The 19,107-nt window shown below is 39.8% G+C and carries 17 protein-coding genes; 5 read left to right on the forward strand and 12 right to left on the reverse strand.

From position 1 onward, the window contains the following. Positions 1-80: 80 nt before the first annotated feature. Positions 81-1,652, reverse strand: a complete 1,572-nt coding sequence (gene dnaB / locus R9C00_05465) for a replicative DNA helicase (protein WPO36889.1) — start codon at positions 1,650-1,652, stop codon at positions 81-83. Positions 1,653-1,945: 293 nt separating this feature from the next. Here dnaB and R9C00_05470 point away from each other — a divergent pair, with 293 nt between their 5' ends. Both R9C00_05470 and gldN read left to right on the forward strand, forming a co-directional pair. After that, a complete protein-coding gene (locus R9C00_05470) occupies positions 1,946-2,722 on the forward strand; it encodes a DUF547 domain-containing protein (GenBank protein WPO36890.1) in 777 nt (258 codons plus the stop codon). A gap of 117 nt (positions 2,723-2,839) precedes the next feature. After that, positions 2,840-3,712: a gliding motility protein GldN gene (gldN, locus tag R9C00_05475; GenBank protein ID WPO36891.1), complete on the forward strand. Its 873-nt coding sequence runs from the start codon at positions 2,840-2,842 to the stop codon at positions 3,710-3,712. Between the two features lie 40 nt (positions 3,713-3,752). Here gldN and R9C00_05480 read toward each other — a convergent pair whose 3' ends face one another. After that, a complete protein-coding gene (locus tag R9C00_05480) occupies positions 3,753-4,664 on the reverse strand; it encodes a hypothetical protein (protein WPO36892.1) in 912 nt (303 codons plus the stop codon). Between the two features lie 611 nt (positions 4,665-5,275). Between R9C00_05480 and R9C00_05485 the strand changes: the two genes are divergently transcribed. Next, positions 5,276-5,938, forward strand: a complete 663-nt coding sequence (locus R9C00_05485; protein ID WPO36893.1) for a rhomboid family intramembrane serine protease — start codon at positions 5,276-5,278, stop codon at positions 5,936-5,938. A 34-nt stretch (positions 5,939-5,972) separates the two neighbouring features. Here the strand turns inward: R9C00_05485 and R9C00_05490 are convergent, their stop codons facing one another. The 4 genes from R9C00_05490 to R9C00_05505 form a co-directional block, all read right to left on the reverse strand. Next, the gene (locus R9C00_05490) at positions 5,973-6,410 is read right to left on the reverse strand and encodes a hypothetical protein (protein ID WPO36894.1); all 438 of its coding nucleotides are present in this window, start codon (positions 6,408-6,410) and stop codon (positions 5,973-5,975) included. 526 nt (positions 6,411-6,936) lie between these two features. Next, positions 6,937-7,494, reverse strand: a complete 558-nt coding sequence (locus R9C00_05495) for a cob(I)yrinic acid a,c-diamide adenosyltransferase (protein ID WPO36895.1) — start codon at positions 7,492-7,494, stop codon at positions 6,937-6,939. A 16-nt stretch (positions 7,495-7,510) separates the two neighbouring features. Beyond that, positions 7,511-7,921: a molybdenum cofactor biosynthesis protein MoaE gene (locus R9C00_05500; GenBank protein ID WPO36896.1), complete on the reverse strand. Its 411-nt coding sequence runs from the start codon at positions 7,919-7,921 to the stop codon at positions 7,511-7,513. Positions 7,922-7,943: 22 nt separating this feature from the next. After that, a complete protein-coding gene (locus R9C00_05505; protein ID WPO36897.1) occupies positions 7,944-8,186 on the reverse strand; it encodes a MoaD/ThiS family protein in 243 nt (80 codons plus the stop codon). Between the two features lie 295 nt (positions 8,187-8,481). On the opposite strand from R9C00_05505, the gene R9C00_05510 reads away from it, so the two are divergent. Further along, a complete protein-coding gene (locus R9C00_05510) occupies positions 8,482-8,637 on the forward strand; it encodes a hypothetical protein (protein ID WPO36898.1) in 156 nt (51 codons plus the stop codon). A 9-nt stretch (positions 8,638-8,646) separates the two neighbouring features. Here R9C00_05510 and cobC read toward each other — a convergent pair whose 3' ends face one another. The 4 genes from cobC to cmk form a co-directional block, all read right to left on the reverse strand. After that, the gene (gene cobC, locus R9C00_05515) at positions 8,647-9,234 is read right to left on the reverse strand and encodes an alpha-ribazole phosphatase (GenBank protein ID WPO36899.1); all 588 of its coding nucleotides are present in this window, start codon (positions 9,232-9,234) and stop codon (positions 8,647-8,649) included. 77 nt (positions 9,235-9,311) lie between these two features. Further along, on the reverse strand, positions 9,312-10,991 hold the full coding sequence (locus R9C00_05520; GenBank protein ID WPO36900.1) for an ATP-binding protein: 1,680 nt from the start codon (positions 10,989-10,991) through the stop codon (positions 9,312-9,314). Positions 10,992-11,030: 39 nt separating this feature from the next. Next, complete coding sequence (locus R9C00_05525; protein WPO36901.1) at positions 11,031-11,924, reverse strand: 4-hydroxy-3-methylbut-2-enyl diphosphate reductase; 894 nt, start codon at positions 11,922-11,924, stop codon at positions 11,031-11,033. A gap of 98 nt (positions 11,925-12,022) precedes the next feature. Further along, positions 12,023-12,700 (reverse strand): (d)CMP kinase, encoded by a 678-nt coding sequence (gene cmk / locus R9C00_05530; GenBank protein ID WPO36902.1) that lies wholly within the window; start codon positions 12,698-12,700, stop codon positions 12,023-12,025. Between the two features lie 235 nt (positions 12,701-12,935). On the opposite strand from cmk, the gene R9C00_05535 reads away from it, so the two are divergent. After that, on the forward strand, positions 12,936-13,823 hold the full coding sequence (locus tag R9C00_05535; protein WPO36903.1) for a 3-hydroxyacyl-CoA dehydrogenase NAD-binding domain-containing protein: 888 nt from the start codon (positions 12,936-12,938) through the stop codon (positions 13,821-13,823). A gap of 89 nt (positions 13,824-13,912) precedes the next feature. Here the strand turns inward: R9C00_05535 and R9C00_05540 are convergent, their stop codons facing one another. Further along, a complete protein-coding gene (locus R9C00_05540; protein WPO36904.1) occupies positions 13,913-15,610 on the reverse strand; it encodes a RagB/SusD family nutrient uptake outer membrane protein in 1,698 nt (565 codons plus the stop codon). Between the two features lie 19 nt (positions 15,611-15,629). Continuing rightward, positions 15,630-18,677, reverse strand: a complete 3,048-nt coding sequence (locus tag R9C00_05545) for a TonB-dependent receptor (protein WPO36905.1) — start codon at positions 18,675-18,677, stop codon at positions 15,630-15,632. Between the last annotated feature and the right edge of the window lie 430 nt (positions 18,678-19,107).

Raw genomic sequence — 19,107 nt, forward strand, 5'->3', positions numbered from 1 at the left:
CTGACCTTGTCGAATATAAAAAGAGCGGGTTAATGATCATTTCATTAGCCCGCTCTTTTTATTATAATACCTTGTTTTTGCTAAAAAGGAGGCTCCTCAGGTTGTCCACCACTGGCACCTCCTGGCATTTGATCGTCGCTGTTCAGCTTACTTTGGAAAGTAACTGTTGAAGTTCCTGCTCCGCTTGGGTTGGGAAGGTTACTATCCAAGAAGTTATTGTCAAAGTTGCTGCCCATGCTAAAAGAATCGTAATCTAGATCGGTAAACTTGGTGTACTCTCCAATAAATTTCAGCCTGACGTTTTCGAGAGAGCCATGCCTGTTTTTTGCCAAGATTACCTCACCCGTTCCCTTTACAGAGTTTCCTTCTTCATCTTCTGTAATATTGTAGTAATCAGGACGATATAAGAAAATTACCATATCGGCATCTTGTTCAATAGACCCTGATTCCCTAAGGTCGGAAAGTTGAGGTTTTTTGTCTCCACCCCTAGTTTCCACCGCACGGCTAAGCTGGGAAAGTGCGATCACAGGAACATTTAGCTCTTTGGCTATTTGCTTCAGCGATCGAGAGATCATTGCAATTTCTTGTTCCCTGTTTCCATTTTTTCCACTATCTCCCGTCATTAGCTGGAGGTAGTCAATAATGATTATTTGAATATCGTGTTGCTGCTTTAGCCTTCGGCATTTTGCCCTCAATTCCAAAATGCTCAATGCAGGTGTATCGTCAATGAAGATAGGAGCATCGGTGATTTTAGCCGTTCGATCAATCAATCTCTTCCACTCTACTTCCGATAGTTTACCTGTTTTCAGCACATCACTGGCGAGTTCACACTCAGCCGATATAAGCCTTTTCACTAGCTGAACCGACGACATCTCCAATGAGAAAATGGCTGCACCTCTTCCAAATTCAACTGCTGCATTTCGGAGGGCGGAAAGTACAAAGGCTGTTTTACCCATACCAGGTCGGGCTGCAAGGATAATTAAATCCGATTTTTGCCAGCCAGAAGTAATTCTATCAAGGTCGGAAAAACCACTTGGTACACCCGTAAGACCATCTTTTTGATCTTTAAGTTTTTCCAGTTCGGCAATGGTCTCGCTAAGCAGCACATCCATTCCAGCATAGTTTTTACGGATGTTCATCTCCGAAACTTCAAACAATGCTTGCTCAGTTTTGTCAAGCATTTCAAACACATCACTAGTTTCTTCGTAAGCATCACGCTGCATCTCGTTGGCAATCTGGATCAATTGCCTTTTAATGGCATATTGCAAAAGCAAACGAGCGTGGAACTCGATATTGGCAGCAGAGTTAACGCGGTTAGTAAGTTGTGTAATGTACACGCCGCCTTTTGCTGCTTCAAACTTTCCTTCTTTTTTGAGCTGGTTCGAAACGGTAAGAATATCAATAGGCTCAGATCTTTTGAACAAAGAAAGGATAGCCTTAAATATATGTTGATGGGCTTCAAGGTCGAATGTTTCTACCTTCAAGATCTCGATTACTTCCGTTAGGGCATCCTTTTCAAGCATAAGTGCACCCAGCACAGCTTGCTCAAGTTCAATATCATAGGGCCTTTTTTTGCCCATCGCCGATAAATCTTGTAACCCTTTGGCGAGGTTACTCTTGCCTTTTGTGTTGGTAAAGTTGCCTTCTTTCATAGTTCAAAGGTAAAGATTTTGGGGCTGTGAACCACCTAGTTATCACTGATTTATTGTGAGATTTACTTGGGGTATTTATTGGTTTTTAGCCAAAAAACTCTAGGTTTTCAAATTGCTTTGTCTGATAAAAGAGTTCCGATATGTATTTTGTAATGGCTTTAAATAATTGATAATTAGTGTTTTGTTTGTGTGATAAGATGTTTAGTTATGCTAAAATAAAAACACTTTTGGGGAATTGGAACAAGCTGTGCCCAAGAACGGTTGTATCATGGAAACAGAAAAATTCGATTACCATGAAAAGAAGTGTTTTACTAGTACTTATGGCTTTGGCTTTGTTCACAAGCTGCGAATCTGTAGCAGAAAGGCATACGGGTTCTAGCCCAGTCTCCCATGAGCAGTGGGATGCTTTATTGAAGAAACATGTCAATGCGGACGGTTACGTAAACTACCGGTCTTTTTTAAAAGATTCCACTAAACTCAACGAATATTTATCAGTACTTTCCAAAAACTATCCTGATAGTAACAAATGGTCGGAAAATGAGCAGTTGGCATACTGGATAAATGCATATAATGCTTATACAGTCCAAATTGTTTTGAGGCACTATCCGTTGGAAAGCATTAAGGATATAGGTTCTAAAATTGCCATACCTTTTGTAAACAGTGTTTGGGATATCAAGTTCATTGAGATAGAAGGGGAAGCGCTGGATTTGAACAATATCGAACATGGTATTTTGCGTAAACACTTTAGCGAACCTCGTATCCATTTTGCCATCAATTGTGCCTCGGAATCTTGTCCTAAATTACGTAATGAAGCTTTTGTAGCGGAAAAACTGGAGCAACAATTAACCGAACAAACCGTTGGTTTTATCAATGACCCTAGTAAAAATCAATTGGCTGAAAACGAGGTCAAACTCTCCAAGATCTTTTCGTGGTTTGGAGGGGATTTTAAAAAAGAAAGCTCCTTGGTTGAGTTCTTAAACAAGTATAGCAAAGTACAAATCAGTGAGGGTGCTGATGTGAGTTATCTAGATTATGATTGGAGGTTGAACGAATCAAAGAAAATGGACTAAAAAAATAGCTTATTTTTGGAGTTTGGAAGAAAAAGGCACTTTTTTTGATTCAATTAAAAATAGATAATACAACTTCTGATTTTAAGTACTTACTGCAAGATAAAAACTGTTCAAAGAATGATGATTTTCAAAAAATTCGTGCTATTCCTTCTTGGTGGATTGATGATGTTTGCGGCGGAAGCTCAGCAAATGGCTCGCAATAATGATCAACCAGCAGATCTTTATAACGAAAATTCTGTGAGACCAGTCAGGAAAGACGATATCATGTTCAAAAAAACGCTTTGGTTTAGAGTAGACATGCGTCAAAAAGCAAATGCGCCTTTCTTTGCAACAGATAAAGAAATTACAGGATTACTAATAGATGCAGTGAAGGCAGGTATCATTACTCCGTATGCCGATGATAATTTGGATAAAAAACTTTCTGAAGCGGATTTTCTGGAAAGGCTTAAAGTTCCTACCATGAATGATCTTGATCAAATGGGCGACGATGATGAAGGTACTTGGGATAATGATGATGATTGGGGTGATGCTGGTGGTGAAGAAACCGCATCTGAACTTGCGGCTGATATGCCTGTTGAGTTTTTCCCTAAGCAATTGTATGTAATGGAAATTAAAGAAGATTACTTGTTTGATAGGAGAGAATCAAGGGCCAAGCACGATGTTCAAGTGCTCACGATAATTATTCCTGCCGACCAAAACCCATTGGGACTTGATAAAGAATTGGCTAGCTTTAGCTACAGAGAACTTGCTGAAAAGTTATTTAAAAATAACCCAGATGCTATTTGGTTTAACCCTCAGAACTCTGCTGCAAGCTTAAATTTATCAGAAGCATTTGACTTAAGGCTTTATAATGGAATGTTGGTTAAATATGAGCACCCAAAAAATAGTAGCATAGTTGAACTATACGGTGGAGGAAAAAGAGCATTACAAGCCTCTCAAGAGGCTGTATATAAATTGCTAGAGTACGAAGCCCTTCTTTGGGAGTATTAAAAGAAAGAAACTTGAAGAAAAGCCGGTTAGAAATAACCGGCTATTTTTTTGCCCTAGGATAAAAAAGAACCACCGCCTCATCTCCATTTTCTTCGCTAACTGTATAAAACCCGCCTTCGCTTTCTCTCGAAAAAGCAATAGATTCTCCTTGGGATTCTGGTTCATATGTTAACCTTACCGCATCTGTTTTGAGCATAGTATTAGGAATGTTGCCCTCTTTTACCTTCCAATAATAAATGTTGTAGTAGTTTTTCAATAAGAGTTCTTTCCCATCAGGAGAAATGTCTCCAGCGGTCACATTATAGAATGGAAGTACCCCTAGTTTTTCGAGTGGGAAGGTTTTGGTAGTTGATTGAGGGAAGGCAGCTCTGTAAAAATGGACATTGTCCTCTCGCTTAGAAACTATATAAATATCTTTGTTAAGAGGGTTGACCATAATGGTTTCGGCATCTCTATTACCATCGGGGTAAGAAAAGGAGAGGGTCTCTATTTCATGAATGGTATCAGGTTTTACCGATCCAGTATATGATTCGGGTTCAGCAAATCTATAAATGTATTTTCCTTCATATTGAGCTTGGTTGTCTCCAGTCTCAGCTAAGTAAATATAGTTTGTTCCCTCTGTAGGTCCAGGGCCAACAGCTATGTCTTCCCAGTCCCTGTTTTCTATTCCTTCCAAAACAAACTCGGCTAGGTGCTTACCAGCTTTGTCAAGTAAAAATAGGCTGTTCTTACCCCCACTGTCATTATGCGTCCAAATAGCATTTTTGAAGCTGACGCTAGTAGCAATGCCTGAAGCTTCATTTATTTCATTGTTTTCAATTGTGCCCAGAACTTCAGCCTCTTCGTACTCATTGGAAATACTTATAGAAGTATCGGGTGCATCTTTTGGGTGTCTGCATCCAATAAGGCTTAGGCTCAGAAAAAGGGCGAATAGGCTTTTGTTTTGCATCATAATTTAAGTCTTTAATTGGTTTAGGTATATAGAAACTCCACTATTCTTTGTGAAAGAATAGGCTTTTCATTTTCGAGTAGAGGTTTTGCTTAGTGGTATTATTAAGGAGTGGATTATGGGCAAATATATTAAAGAATTTGAACCTATATTGGAATGTTTTGTAGGGATTGAATCAGAAATCTTTAAACATAATTGTATGAGTTTTTTTTGTTTAAGTTGTATCTAAAATGTTGTTCATGTTAGAAAAAGTGCTTATTTCTTATAAAGAATATAATTTTATTTAGTTTTTATTAGAAATAATGAATTATTTTCCTAGGTAGAAAACTATTTGTATATGAAGCACGTTCATTTCATAAATCACGCATAAAAATTAAACAAAGGCATTTCATTGGTATCTAGCCAATTAAGGATATAGTTTTTTTTCATTTTCATATTTAGAGGGCATAGGATAGGGGAGATTCTCCTATTCTATCTTTTTTTATACCTACCTCAAACCTGTTTCCCTCAAGTTGAATTTCCCTAAATCGAAGTTTTCCTATCATTTTATTTTAAGCTCAAAATTGAACTCCTAAAGAATTTGTTCTGTTGAGGCATAATACTATTTTGCGCTCATGAACACTCGCCCTTTAGACGCTTTAAAAATTCCTTTAGCTATCACTATTGCTTTTTGGGTAATTGAATTTGCCGAGAATATTTTTGGATTCAATATCCATGAATGGGGTATTTATCCTCGTAAGTTTGATGGAATTATAGGTATAGTAATTTCTCCCTTTTTACATGCTGACTTTTCCCACTTGCTTTCTAATAGTACAAGCTTTTTATTACTGGGTTTCAGTATTCTCTTTTTCTTTCCCCGAATAGGACAGGCTGTTTTTATCAATATTTACATGTTAACAGGGTTGGGGGTTTGGTTATTTGGTCGTCCAGCGTATCATATAGGAGCGAGTGGGTTGGTTTATGGCTTTGCCAGCTTTCTGTTTTTTAGTGGAATATTTAGGAAAGACATCAAATCGACCATGGTTTCCCTCAGTGTGGCTTTTCTGTACGGCGGGATGCTTTACGGCATATTTCCTAACGACCCTAAAATTTCTTTCGAATCACATTTGATAGGAGCGATAGTAGGCTTGATAACAGCATATTATTACAAAAATTACGATAAGGAGGAAGAGGTGAGCTATTCTTCATCTAGCCATTCAGCCATATTTGAAGGGTATCATAACATTGAAAATAAATATATGAAATACCATTTTAAACAGCAGGAGGAGGAAAAATAAGCATTGCCTTTCCGAAGGCAATGCTTTACTTCAATTAGATCAAGAAAAGAGCGGTGATGAAAGCACTGGCTACCAATGCGATAATTAGCATAGTTTTCATTTTTTTGCTTTCATTTTCTCTTGCTTCTGCTTCGATGCTAGCTCTGTCAACTTTAGCCAACATCAAGTACGTATCCAAGCCTTGTTTTGTACCGAGGTATTTTGTACTGGCGAAAGCATTTGGTCCGATAGCATCCAAGTCTCCAAATTCCTCGTTAGTAAGTTCTTCCAATGTTTTTTGCTTGGGTAACTCAACTACCTCAGGCTTTTTTTGGACTGCTTTCCAAACTGTAAAAAGAACAACAACCATCAAGATGACACCCATGATAGTGACCATGAAGTCCATATCACCTTGGGCAGTCCCTTTGCCAGAGGCAAGTGCCTTGGTGCAAACCTGCAAAAGCAGACCGATAAGAGTGATTTTAGTTTTCATGGTTCCTGATGTTTGCGTTAGAGAGCACATCGAGTAAAGCCCGGAAATAGGGCAGGTTCTTCTCTAGGAGAAGCATAGAGGGTCTTGCGCATTGTGTAACAGCAAAACCATTTCCGGGCAAACCATGAAGGTCATAAAAAAGCCCGAACTTGGCAGTCCGGGCTTCAGTAATGGCTGGGGAAAAAGTAAGAACCTACCTTTCTTCAGCAAATAACATAAACCCTGGACTTAGCTGTGCCAGATAGCTTGAATGATCAATTACTTGTTCTTTTCTCATTTGATTTTTTTCATAAAAAAACCCGAACTTTTTAGCTCGGGTCTTCAATTTTAAGTTTTAATATATCTTAAAACAGCACACTATACCCGAGCTGGTATTTCCATAAAAGTCCTTCAAAAGATTTTACTGTACTGCGAATCATTTTTTCTTTATTTTTAATTACAATGCAAAGGAATGATAATTTTTTAAAAAACCAATAGTTTGCGTGTAAATAAATGCAAATATCATTTATATAGAATCTATCTAAATCTAGTTCTTCTTTTCGCGAGGCTTCCATGGAATCTCTTCTGCATTCAATTCAACGCTCATTTTCCTTCCCAAAACGAAGAAAAAATCGGATAACCTGTTGAGGTATCTAACCACCTTGTCATCCACTTCTTCCGACTCCGAAAGCTTGATGCAAAGCCTTTCAGCCCTGCGGCAAACGACCCTAGCCAAATGGCAAAATGAAACAGATTGGTGTCCGCCTGGCAATACGAAGTTTTTCATGGGGGGAAGTTGAGAGTCCATTTCATCCATTGCAGTTTCAAGAGTTTCAATATCACTTTCGTAAATATCAGGCACAAAAAGCTTGTCTTTTTCAGGATCAGCGGCAAGGGAAGAGCCTAATGTGAATAAGCGCTCTTGGATTTGGACTAACAGCTCTTTTCTTCCCTCATTGCTCTTTTGGTCTCTCACTAGTCCGACATAGCTGTTGAGCTCGTCCACCGTGCCGTAGGCATCAATTCGTGCATGAGCTTTTGATACTCTTTTTCCTCCCAGTAGGGATGTAGTTCCTTTATCGCCAGTTTTGGTATAGATTTTCATTTTATGTAGTTGTTTTTTATGCATGGGCAGAAACCCACATTTCTCCGTCTTCAAATATTTCTTTTTTCCAGATGGGAACGCGTTCCTTCAGTTGGTCTATGGCATAGCGGCAAGCTTTGAAAGATGCTGCTCGATGTGGGGTAGAAACAGCGATGATCACTGCAGTTTCTCCAACTTCTAACGCACCTTTTCGATGGATAATACTTATTTTTTCCACCGGCCATTTTTGCTTTATTTCCTCGGCGAGCTTATTCATTTCGCTTTCGGCCATCTTGTCGTATGCTTCAAATTCTAGTCTTACTACTGGGCGTCCTTTGGTTTTGTTTCGGACAGTGCCCACAAATATATCTATAGCACCTGCGCTTTCTGAAGCCGTAGCAGTAAGGGCAGCGCTAATATCGAGAGGTTTATCTGAAATGTATATCATAATGTAGTTTTGAAATTCTATTTTATCCACCACTCACTGGTGGGATCAATGCTATCTCGTCGTTTGGATTAATTTCATATGAATGGGGGATGTATTCGCTATTGGCTGCAACTTTTAAGCTATTGAGTCCTTGAAGTTTAGGGTAGTTAGTTTCCAGCGTATTTAGTAAATCTTGAACATTAGCTCCACTTTTAAGCTCCATTGTTACTTCAAACTTCCCTATTATATCCCTCGTGATGCCGAAGCAGAGTATCGTGATTTTCATAATTCTTGTAAGTTAGGTTTACAGCTATTACTTCATTTTTATAAAGTCTTGTGAACAAACAAAGCGGTGTTAGTTTTGAGTGGAATAAAAACAAAAGTACTATTTTATGTTCAGTAGCCCTTTGTTTATTACAATAATCAGGCGGTTGTAATTTATACTCAAAAAGCCCGTTAAGTATTATTAGGAAGGGTATTGTAAACAGAATATAACAAACATGCGTATTTTATTAGTAAATTTGAGCAATACATTACACGGGTACCTTATTTAATTACTGATAACTATAACTACTAAAAAAATGGACACCCAAGAAGATAAATTAACTACGGAGGTAAATACTCCTGAAATTACAACTAAGAAAGGACGGTTAGATGCCAAGAGCTATTTTTTGCTTGGGGCATTGTTCTTCATTGTACTGATCAATACTATCAATGCAATTTCGATTCTATTTTAGCCTATAACCTTAGAAATTAAAGAACATCAACCTTTTGAAGTCTTTGCCCACTTCTACTTTGGAAATACTTCCATATTTCATGTAAAGCTGGAATACATTTTTAAGTTTTACCCCAAGTAAATTGGCGATAATACACCTGATCACACCTGCGTGGGCTACAATGATTTTGGGGTTCGAATTTTCAGGATTAGCCGCTATGCTGTTAAAAGCAGCCATCACCCGTTCACTTAAAACTTGAAAGGATTCGCCATTGGGAGCTGATTTGTCAACAAAATCATCTACCCAGCTCTTACTTTCCTCACTTTTTATCTCTGCCCATTTTCGCATTTCCCAGTCGCCAAAGCTTAATTCTTTAAGCCTATCATCGTACGTGATACCATTTTTAATACCGAGTTTAGCCTCTATGTTTTCAGCCAAAATTTTACAACGAGCTAGTGGGCTGGAATAGAGGTCGGCATTCATTAGTTCTTCGGGAAGTTTTGAACATACCTCGCCCACTTCTTTTTTTCCAATTTCCGAAAGTCCAAGGTCAGTTTGCCCATACAAAATACCTCTCTCCACATCGGGAGTAGTATGCCTTACCAAATAAATTTCCATGAATAGATTAGTTTTTTGAAGGGTTTAGTTTTAAAAAACTAAAGATAAGCCAAAGAGGCTTATCAGGGGAGAGAGGTCTAAAGGTTTTTTGAAATATAGATTATAAACTCGGAGCCTTCGCCCATTTTACTTTTTACTTCAATCCTACCATTGTGCTTTTCTATGATCCCATAACTGATAGAGAGTCCAAGTCCGGTTCCTTCACCCACATCTTTGGTGGTATAAAAAGGTTCGAAAATCTTGTTTTTGAGATCTTCGGGAATTCCGTGCCCCGTATCTTTTATGCTTATTTGAATGTATTCATTCAGGTTTACCGTCTTAATGGTAATGGTACCTTCTGAGTGAAGTGCCTGCCCCGCATTGTTGAGTATGTTCATGAATACTTGGTTGAGCTGGCCAGGGTAGCAGTTTACCTCGGGAAGCTCTTTTTCATATTCTTTTACAACATGAACATGGTCCTTGAACTGGCTTTTCAGAATAACCAAAGTAGATTCAAGGCATTCGTTTATGCTTGCCATTTTAAGGTGCTCTTCGTCTAGCCTTGAGAAGTTACGAAGACCACGGACAATTTCTGCCGTACGGATAGCTCCTTGGCTAATATCGCCTAAAATCAGGTTGATATCGTCTTTCAGTTCATCATATGAAAGATGTTCTTTGGTAAGCTTGATATCTTCTATCACTTCTACCAGCTTTCCATTATAGATGGTCTCATCAATTTTTTCGTACTTATTGATGATCTGCATGAAGTTTTCAATGGAAGTTTTGAGTGTACTCACGCCAGCGTATACAAAGTTGATCGGGTTGTTTATTTCATGGGCCACACCTGCTGTTAACTGACCTAAAGAAGCCATTTTTTCCGATTGGATAAGCTGTGCTTGTGCGTGTTTGAGTTCGAGGTTGATATTTTCAAGTTTTTCCCTACTCTCTCTTTCTCTGAGCAAACTGACTTTTAGCTCATCTCTATATTGGGTAAGATTGTCGTTTATGGCTTGTAGTTCTTCGGAGTTTTTTCTTAGTTCATCATCCGAAGATTTTAGCTCTTCGTATGTTTTAGTGAGTTTTACCTGTTCTTCCCGAAGTGCCCTGTTTTTCATTTTCACAGCCTCAAAGAGCTTTTGGTTTTCACTTTCAAAGTGATCGTTGGTTCGTTGGTAAAAATAGAATGAGCCAATGATGGCCAATACGGCAAAAACGTAGATTACATTGATCATGAAGTAGCCTTCTGTAAAGAAAGGCATGTTTTCATAACCCACACCAAACATCGTATGCCAGTAATCATAAAAAATAAGGCAAAGGATATTTGCTCCCAAGCCAAGGGTCATTTGGCGTATGTTCTTAAAATCGAGGAGTACCAATGGGAGCAGAATAGTCAAGAAAATTAACGCTCTAGGAGCAAAGTAATCGATTACTCCTATTTCGTAAGGATGCCTGATTTTTTTTATGAGCGTATAGCCCAACAGCATGATAGGTGCAAAAGTGCTAAACGAAAGCCTTGTGAAATTAACTTGCCTTTTCTTATTGAGGTAAGGGATGAGCCCCAGGTAAACTGCCGTAAACGTAATTACCGTTGCGGTATACATACTGTGCAACTTGAAAACCAATAGTGGCAGGCTAAAAATAGCCAAGGAAAGTGCCAACATCCCTAGTTTATTACAAAGCAATGTACGCTTCTGCAATGAATAGGGCATGTCGTCCCGCACGCCAAAGTAGGTGAGGGTGTACCACTTATTTAGTAAGTTTTCAAATGTTGCATCCACGTTTCGCTCTTATTTATCTTATTCGTATAACTGAATTTACTAGCTTACAAGCTCCAAATCCAAATTTTTTATATAGTTAGCTACGTTTTCCATAAGCCACATTGGGGTAGAGGTAGCTCCTGAAATACCAACTTTATCAGTGGGTTTGAACCAACTTGGGTCTATTTCACTCTCGTTTTCTATGAAATAACTTCTAGCATTGTTCATAAGGCATACATTGTATAATGCCTTTCCATTCGAACTCTTTTTGCCACTTACAAAAATAATCACATCCCTTTCCTGCGAGAATTTTACCATTTGAGGTTCGCGGTTAGATACTTGGCGGCAAATGCTGTCATTGGCATCAAACTCTATTAATTTTCCTTTAGGGTTTTTAGCGGCAATTCTTCGTTCAATCTCCGCCTTTATTTCATAAAAGCCTTTTGTGCTTTTAGTAGTTTGGCTAAAAAGCGAGATCGGGCGTGTAAAGTCCAATTTGTCCAAATCATCCATTCCAGTAATGATCACTGCCGTGTTTTGAGTCTGTCCGTTCAGCCCTATCACTTCAGCGTGTCCATTTTTACCATAGATCACCATTTGCCCATTTACTTCTAGCATTTTATCATGAGCATGCTTTACCCTATTTTGTAGTTTGAGTACCACGGGACAAGATGCATCAATAAGCTGAATATTATTTTCTATAGCCGTTCTGTATGTTTCTGGCGGCTCGCCATGTGCCCTTATGAGCACTCGGCAATTGGTAAGATTTTTTAGTTCTTCACGGTCAATTATGCGCAGCCCTTTGGCATGCAGCCTATTTACTTCCATGCTGTTGTGAACGATATCTCCTAGGCAATATAATTTGCCCGAATTCTCCATTTCACTTTCTGCCATTTGAATGGCATATTCTACTCCAAAGCAATACCCCGATTTCTCGTCTATTCTGACTTCCATGCTTATAGTTATGATAAATAAAATTAAGCTTGATTTAAAGTAAGATATGGCACATGAAGTACCAAATAGTTAACATTTATTAAGTGCTTGGGCGTTCGCTAAGCGCCTTTTGTTTTTGCTAGCGCAATCACTTTTTCTATTTGGCCTTTTATTGTCATGTCCGATGTGTCTATTTCTATAGCATCTTCGGCTTTTTTTAGAGGGCTTTCTTTTCTAGAAGAATCTATTTCGTCTCTTTGCCCTAAGTTGTCGATAATACTTTGCAAATCCACATCTTTGCCTTTGGAAGCCAATTCGAGTTGCCTTCTTCTTGCCCTTGTTTCTATACTTGCGGTCATGAATACTTTCAGGTCGGCATTTGGAAACACCACCGTGCCAATATCTCTGCCATCCATCACTATTCCCCCCTTTTTTCCCATCTCTTGCTGTTGTTCTACCAAAAACGTTCTTACTGTTCTCAAGGCGCTCACCTCGCTGACCTTATTACTCACTTCCATGCTTCTGATCTGGTTTTCTACATTTTCCCCGTTCAAGATCATTTCGGCAAACCCTTTTTCTGCATTGAACTCAAACCGGAGCTTGATTTTGGTAAGCGCCGTAGCTACCGCTTTTTCGTCAGAAAGATCGATGTTGTTTTCCATGAACCAAAGCGTAGTAGCCCTGTACATAGCCCCAGTATCTATGAAGGTATAGCCCAATTTTTTTGCGACAGACTTCGCAGTAGTACTTTTTCCACATCCCGCATGGCCATCTATGGCTATAATCAAATTATTCATTCAGAAGGTTTTAGGTAAAAACAGGTATTCATGTTTATTGGGCAGCAAAGTTAATGAATTTTGGGCGCAAAGTTGGAGGCATTTTCCAAGTGTATGGTGTACAAGTTGATATTTGACTTTTCAAAGCTTTGTTTCCCCAAGCTCCTTTTGTATTTTCAACTCAAGTTACGCTTGCAAGCTCAAAACAGCTTCTTACGTAAACTTCTGATTTTAAATACCAATAGACAATAATCACATGAAAAAAATAGCAGTAATAGGAGCTGGGACTATGGGCAACGGCTTAGCCCATGTTTTTGCACAAAACGGATTTGCCGTAAACTTGGTGGATGTTTCGGAAAAAGCGTTGGAAAAGGCGATAGGTACCATCGATAAAAACTTGGCGCGACAGGTTAAAAAAGAACTTATTTCCGAAGTAGATAAAGAAGCATCGCTTCAGCGGATTTCTACTATCCAAAGCATAGAAAAAGGAGTGGGGGATGTAGTGTTTGTAGTAGAAGCGGCGACGGAAAACAAAGGACTCAAACTGGAGATTTTTAAACAGCTGGATGCTTTTGCCCCCAAAGACACCATTTTAGCAAGTAACACTTCCTCTATTTCCATCACTTCTATAGCGGCAGTCACATCTCGCCCCGAAAAGGTGATTGGCATGCATTTTATGAATCCTGTTCCAGTGATGAAACTTGTTGAGGTGATCTCGGGCTACCTTACATCTGAAGCAACCTTGGCAACTACAATTGAGTTGAGCGAGAAACTCGGCAAAGTCCCTCTTTCGGCAAACGATTACCCTGGCTTTGTAGCCAATCGGATTTTGATGCCTATGATCAATGAAGCCATCCATTCGCTTTATACAGGAGTAGCTACTGTAGAGGCAATTGATGGAATTATGAAACTTGGAATGGCTCACCCCATGGGACCCTTGCAGTTGGCCGATTTTATAGGTTTGGATGTATGCCTGTCCATCATGAATGTGTTGCACGAAGGCTTGGGAGAAAGTAAATATGCACCTTGCCCACTGTTGGTTAACATGGTGAATGCAGGTTGCTTGGGAGCAAAGTCTGGAGAAGGTTTTTATGTGTGGGAAAAAGGTAGTAAAGAGTTGACGGTAAGCAAGCAATTTGTGTAAGACTACTTTCAAATAGAAATGTACAGGTATCAAAAACACCTCTTGAAAATAGTTTCAAGAGGTGTTTGTAGGTTAAGTGAAAATATTGATTACTGTTCGTAACCTGGGTTTTGCCCGTAAGGACCATCTTCATTTTGAGTTCTATCAATTTGATCTTGGGGGATAGGACGTACCATATGGTATTCTTGGATGTTATCCCTTGCATCTGGGTTGTGGAGGCGAACTCTTTCTACCAGTTTTTTAGTCCTAGTCAAGTCCCACCAGCGCTGACCTTCGCCTGCAAGTTCTCTCGCTCTTTCGTCCAATATGAAATCGAGCGTAACATCAGCAGGGGCGATCATCATATCAGCCTCTTTTCCATCCCAAGCAGCCCTTTCTCTTACCACATTTATGTCAGCTGCAGCTTTTGTAACATCGCCAGCTTTCAAGTAAGCTTCCGCTCTCAGCAAATAAGCATCTGCAAGGCGCATCAAGATAAAGTCACGCTGGCCTTGGGTATGTTGCCTGTTGGGGCGGGTATTGTCTAAGAATTTCTTGAGTGTGGGGTAAAGCTTTTGGGTATATTCATCGTTGGTGATAACCATGTAGCGAGCCTTTGCTTGGGCGTCTGCATCCCATTCGGCATCTCTCTGGGGACCAGGGATAAATACGGCTGTGTCTCCCACGGTGAATTTAGGTTGCCCAACCTTGCTTGCCTCTACATGTCCAGCATCGGCTTCTTCTTGTGTCCAATTAGGGATATTTCCCTCGCTATTTGCATACCAAACGTGCTTGTAGCTATTGTCGTAGCGGCTGTCCACGTCTCTGTCCCATAAAGTTAGGGTAAACTCGGTTGGTCTGAATCTTTTCCATGGCCTGCCGTTTTCTATATCGCGGGTCATGCCAGGAAGTTTGTCGTATTCCATAAGGAAATAAAGGTGGCCTCTGTTTCCATTTCCATCTAGTCCTTCATCTACTTGTCCTTTAGAGTTCTGTACTGTGAAAATGATTTCAGCGTTTTCCTCATTGTCTATGTTCCATAGTTCATTGAAATCATCGAGAAGGGCAAAGCCATAGTTGTTAATCACATTGCCAAACAGTGTAGCCGCTTTAGTAGCATCATCGCCTGCGGCAAAACTTGTATAGCTTCTGGTAAGAAGAGCTTGGCCCAATAAGAACTCGGCCGCTGGTTTAGTTGCTCTGCCATAATCACTTTGTTCATCGGGTAATTTGCTGATGGCAAACTCCAAGTCCGGAATAATGGCTTGTGCGTATATTTCGCTTGCGGGGGTTTTGTTGGCAATTATCTCTACTCCTTCGGTTTCTTCCAAAGATAGATGGATATCGCCAAAGGTTCGGGTAAGGATAAAGTAATAAAACCCTCTCAGAAATCTAACTTCGGCGATACGCTGCTCTTTCAGTGCTGGATCCATATCAATGGCTTCAGAACGGTTGATTACCGCGTTACATTGGTTTACCCCTCTGTAGAAGTCGTTCCAAGTGTCTCTAATCTGGCTTTGCCTCGGGTTTAAGCCGCCATCATAAAAGTTAATGGCTTTGTGGCTGCCATCAGCTCCATTAGTATGGATGTCTGTACCAAATGCCGTCATAGTAAACCCTCTTTCTACGCCAAAGAAAGGCTTCATTTCAGCATATGCTGCTTTTACAGCATCTTCAAGCCCTGCTGGGGTAGTATAATATGTTCCAGAAGAAACATCGGAGACCAGTTCCTCTTCAAGGAATTCGTTACATGATTGACCAAAAAAAGCAATAATCAAAAGTATAGGGAAAAATATTTTTGTTTTCATTTTAATCAGAGTTTGGAGTTTAGAATTTTACGTTCAGTCCAAGTAAGATCAACCTGCTGGTAGGCACATTGTCCGAAGAAATGTCATTGATATTGTTGTTGTCATCATTGTCATTAATCTCAGGATCGTAGGTTTCATAATTCGACCAGAACCAAGGGTTTTGGGCAGAGGCATAAACTCTCAAACTGGACATTTTGAGCTTGTTGGCAAAGGATGTAGGGAAGTTATAGCCCATAGTGATGTTCCTTAGTTTTACAAAACTTCCATCAAAATACCTCATGGTGTCGCTGTCACGTGGGCTTTCTTGGTTTTCGTTTGGTCTTGGGTATGCATTGGTTGGGTTATCGACTGTCCAGTAGTCTACGTCTAGGTTGTTGTAGCGGGCAAATAGTGAGTTAAAGCCTCTATGGAAATTAGAGTTGATCATTTGCCCCATTCTAAAGTAGAAGAATACGCTCAAGTCAAAGCCTTTGTAGGAGAAGTTGTTGGTGATTCCTCCTAAATAATCGGGGATATCTGTTCCAAGAATTACTCTGTCGTCAGAGGTGATTTCACCATCAGGAACTCCATCTGGTCCGCTAAGGTCGGCTCTTTTTATTTCACCTGGCACTTTGTTTTCCATCTCATTGGCCAGTGTTTCTTCACCCAATTGCCAGATGCCCGCTTTTTGGTAATCATAATGGACTTTTATAGGCTGGCCTATGAACCATTTATTTCCTACATCGTCTTTTGGATTGCCATTTTCGTCATAAAGCCCTATGTCAACTATTTTTTCATTATAGGTAGAGATGTTAAAATTGATATCCCAATTCAGGCCATTTGGTTTGTCAAGCACTATTGCACCTATGTTGAATTCTATACCAGTGGTTTCTGTTTTACCTATGTTTTGGAGGACTTGCCCATAACCAGATGTAGTTGGCAAATTCCTGTTCAATAGAATATCATCTGTATTTGATTTGTACCATTCAAAAGACCCAGAAAGCCTTCCGTCCAAGAGTCCATAATCAAAGCCTACGTTCAATGTTTTGGTTACTTCCCATGTAAGTTCTGAGTTTGGTATTTCATTGAGCCTGTAGCCAAAAGCCGGGCTTTCATCCCAAGCGTAGGTAGTTCGTGCTAAGTTACCCCATGTTTTGTACGGATCTATTGAGGTATTACCAACCCAGCCATAAGAAGCTCTCAGTTTCAATTCGCTCAAAAAGCCTATACCTTCCATAAATGCCTCATCAATTACTCTCCACCCTGCTGAGAAGCCAGGGAAGTATTGCCACTTGTTGCCTTCGGCTAGCCTAGAAGACGCATCGGCACGTAGTGTAGCTTGGAAAAGGTATTTTCCTGCAAGGTCATAATTAACTCTCCCCATGAAAGAAGCCAGTTGCCATTCTTCTAATCGGCTTTCCAAGTTGCCTTTTACTTCTGCGCTTCCAATGTTATAGAAAAGTTGTGATTCGTAAGGAAGGTTCGATACTTCGGTTCGGTGTTTTTCGTAGCGTTGAGACTGGATGCTTTGGAGGAAAGTGAATTTAAGCTCATGTTTATCTCCTATTTTTTTGTCATAGGTTATCAAGTTTTCCAAAAGTAGGTTGGTCTCTTTTTCGTTTTGGATATCTGCACTCGCAGGTCCGCCACGGTTAGCATTGGTAAGGCTGCCTCTAAAGCCTCCATTTCTCTTATAAATGATGTCAGGACCAAAGTTGGCTCTGTATTTCAAGCCTTCTGTAATAGTGGCTTCTAAGTAGATAGGAGCAAATATACGGCCTACTGTTCGTTCATCTATAAATGCATTTTCTACCAGTTCGTTCAATGGATTAGTACGGATACCATCATTGGTTGGTAAAAAGCGAAGGTTTCCATCTTCATCATAAGGAACACCAAGTGGATTGTTAGAGAGAGCTTCGCCCAGTGTTGCGTTTGAACCATAATTTTGCAGTGACTGCACGGCTAAAAATGAAATACCGGCTTTGAATATATTGCTGATTTTATGGTCTAGGTTTACTCTGCCAGTAATTCTATTATAGTCCATGTTAGAGTAGATGCCTTGTTCATCAAAATAGCCCACCGACATGTTGAATTGGGTTTTGTCACTACCGCCCATAACTGACACTTGGTGGCTGGTTTGGTAACCTTGCGAGAATACCAAATCTTGGTAATCTGTTGACCTGCCTTGTGCAATTGATTCTAGTTCTATAGGGTCATCAAATACTGCGTCATCTGCAGGGATGGCGCCATTATACCCATCCCTTCTGGATTCCCTTTTCATATCGGCAAACTCTTCACCGTTCATCATATCTACTTTGTTCATGATGTCCGTTACGCCATAATACCCATTATAAGAAACCTGAGTTTTGCCTGATTTCCCTCTTTTGGTAGTTATCAAGATAACACCGTTAGCACCCCTAGAACCATAAATAGCTGTAGCGGCAGCATCTTTCAATACTTCCATAGAAGCGATATCTTGAGGGTTGATGTCGTTCAATGCAGAGCTACTGGTGCTGGCTTGTGGAATACCATCAATAACATATAATGGGTTGTTAGAAGCGGTAATAGACCTACGCCCTCTTATCCTTACAGAGGGACCTGACCCTGGGCGACCACCACCAGATTGAATATCAACACCAGCTACTTGGCCTTGCATGGCTTGGACGCCATTGGCAACCGGGATTTTATTGATTTGTTCAGAGTCTATTGAGCCAATAGCAGCGGTTACATCTCTTTTGTCTTGAGTACCGTATCCAACAACAATGACTTCTTCCAGTTGTTTTAGGTCAAGTATTAATGTTATGTCTACTATGTTTTGACTTCCTAATTCTATCTCTTCGCTAAGAAAACCAATATAACTAAATACTAAAGTGCTGCCTTGAGCGGCATCCAATTTATACTTTCCATCAATATCAGTGATTGTACCTGTGCTAGTCCCTTTTATGACAACCGATACACCGGGGAGGGGCTGGCTGTCTTCCCCAGAGATGACGGTACCTGTTATGGAGCTTTGGGCAAACAATGCCCCACTAAATAACAGGGGGTAGAGGGTTAGCATTACTCCAATGAGTAGTTCTTTCTTTTTCATTTTTTCATATTTACTGTTAAACAATGATAAGGTGTATGAAGTACAGTTTGTTGCATAGTCCACCTGTTTCAAAAAGTACATCTTTTTGGAAAAGGTGGGTAAAAAAGTGAAATAAATTACTGTTTATGTACTCGTGCTTAGCAAGAAACCGAGTTGATGCGCTATAAAAGACCCATAACAAAAACTTAAGTATTTCGGAACATAAAACATCTAATCTGCCCTTTTGAAAAATAGGCAGTTATCGAATTGAGTTTGCTAGATTATTGATAGTGTACAGTATGAACTGTAGAAGGGTGAGTTATTGTGGCTGGATAAAAGAATTGAAACCTATCCTAATGAACAGATAGTACCGATGGGCATAAACAGCGCATGTAGCAGCTATATCGAAAAGCTGACTAAAGTGATGTGATGAGAGTAATTAAGTTGTATT

Source organism: Flammeovirgaceae bacterium SG7u.111 (assembly GCA_034044135.1).
GTDB lineage: Bacteria > Bacteroidota > Bacteroidia > Cytophagales > Flammeovirgaceae.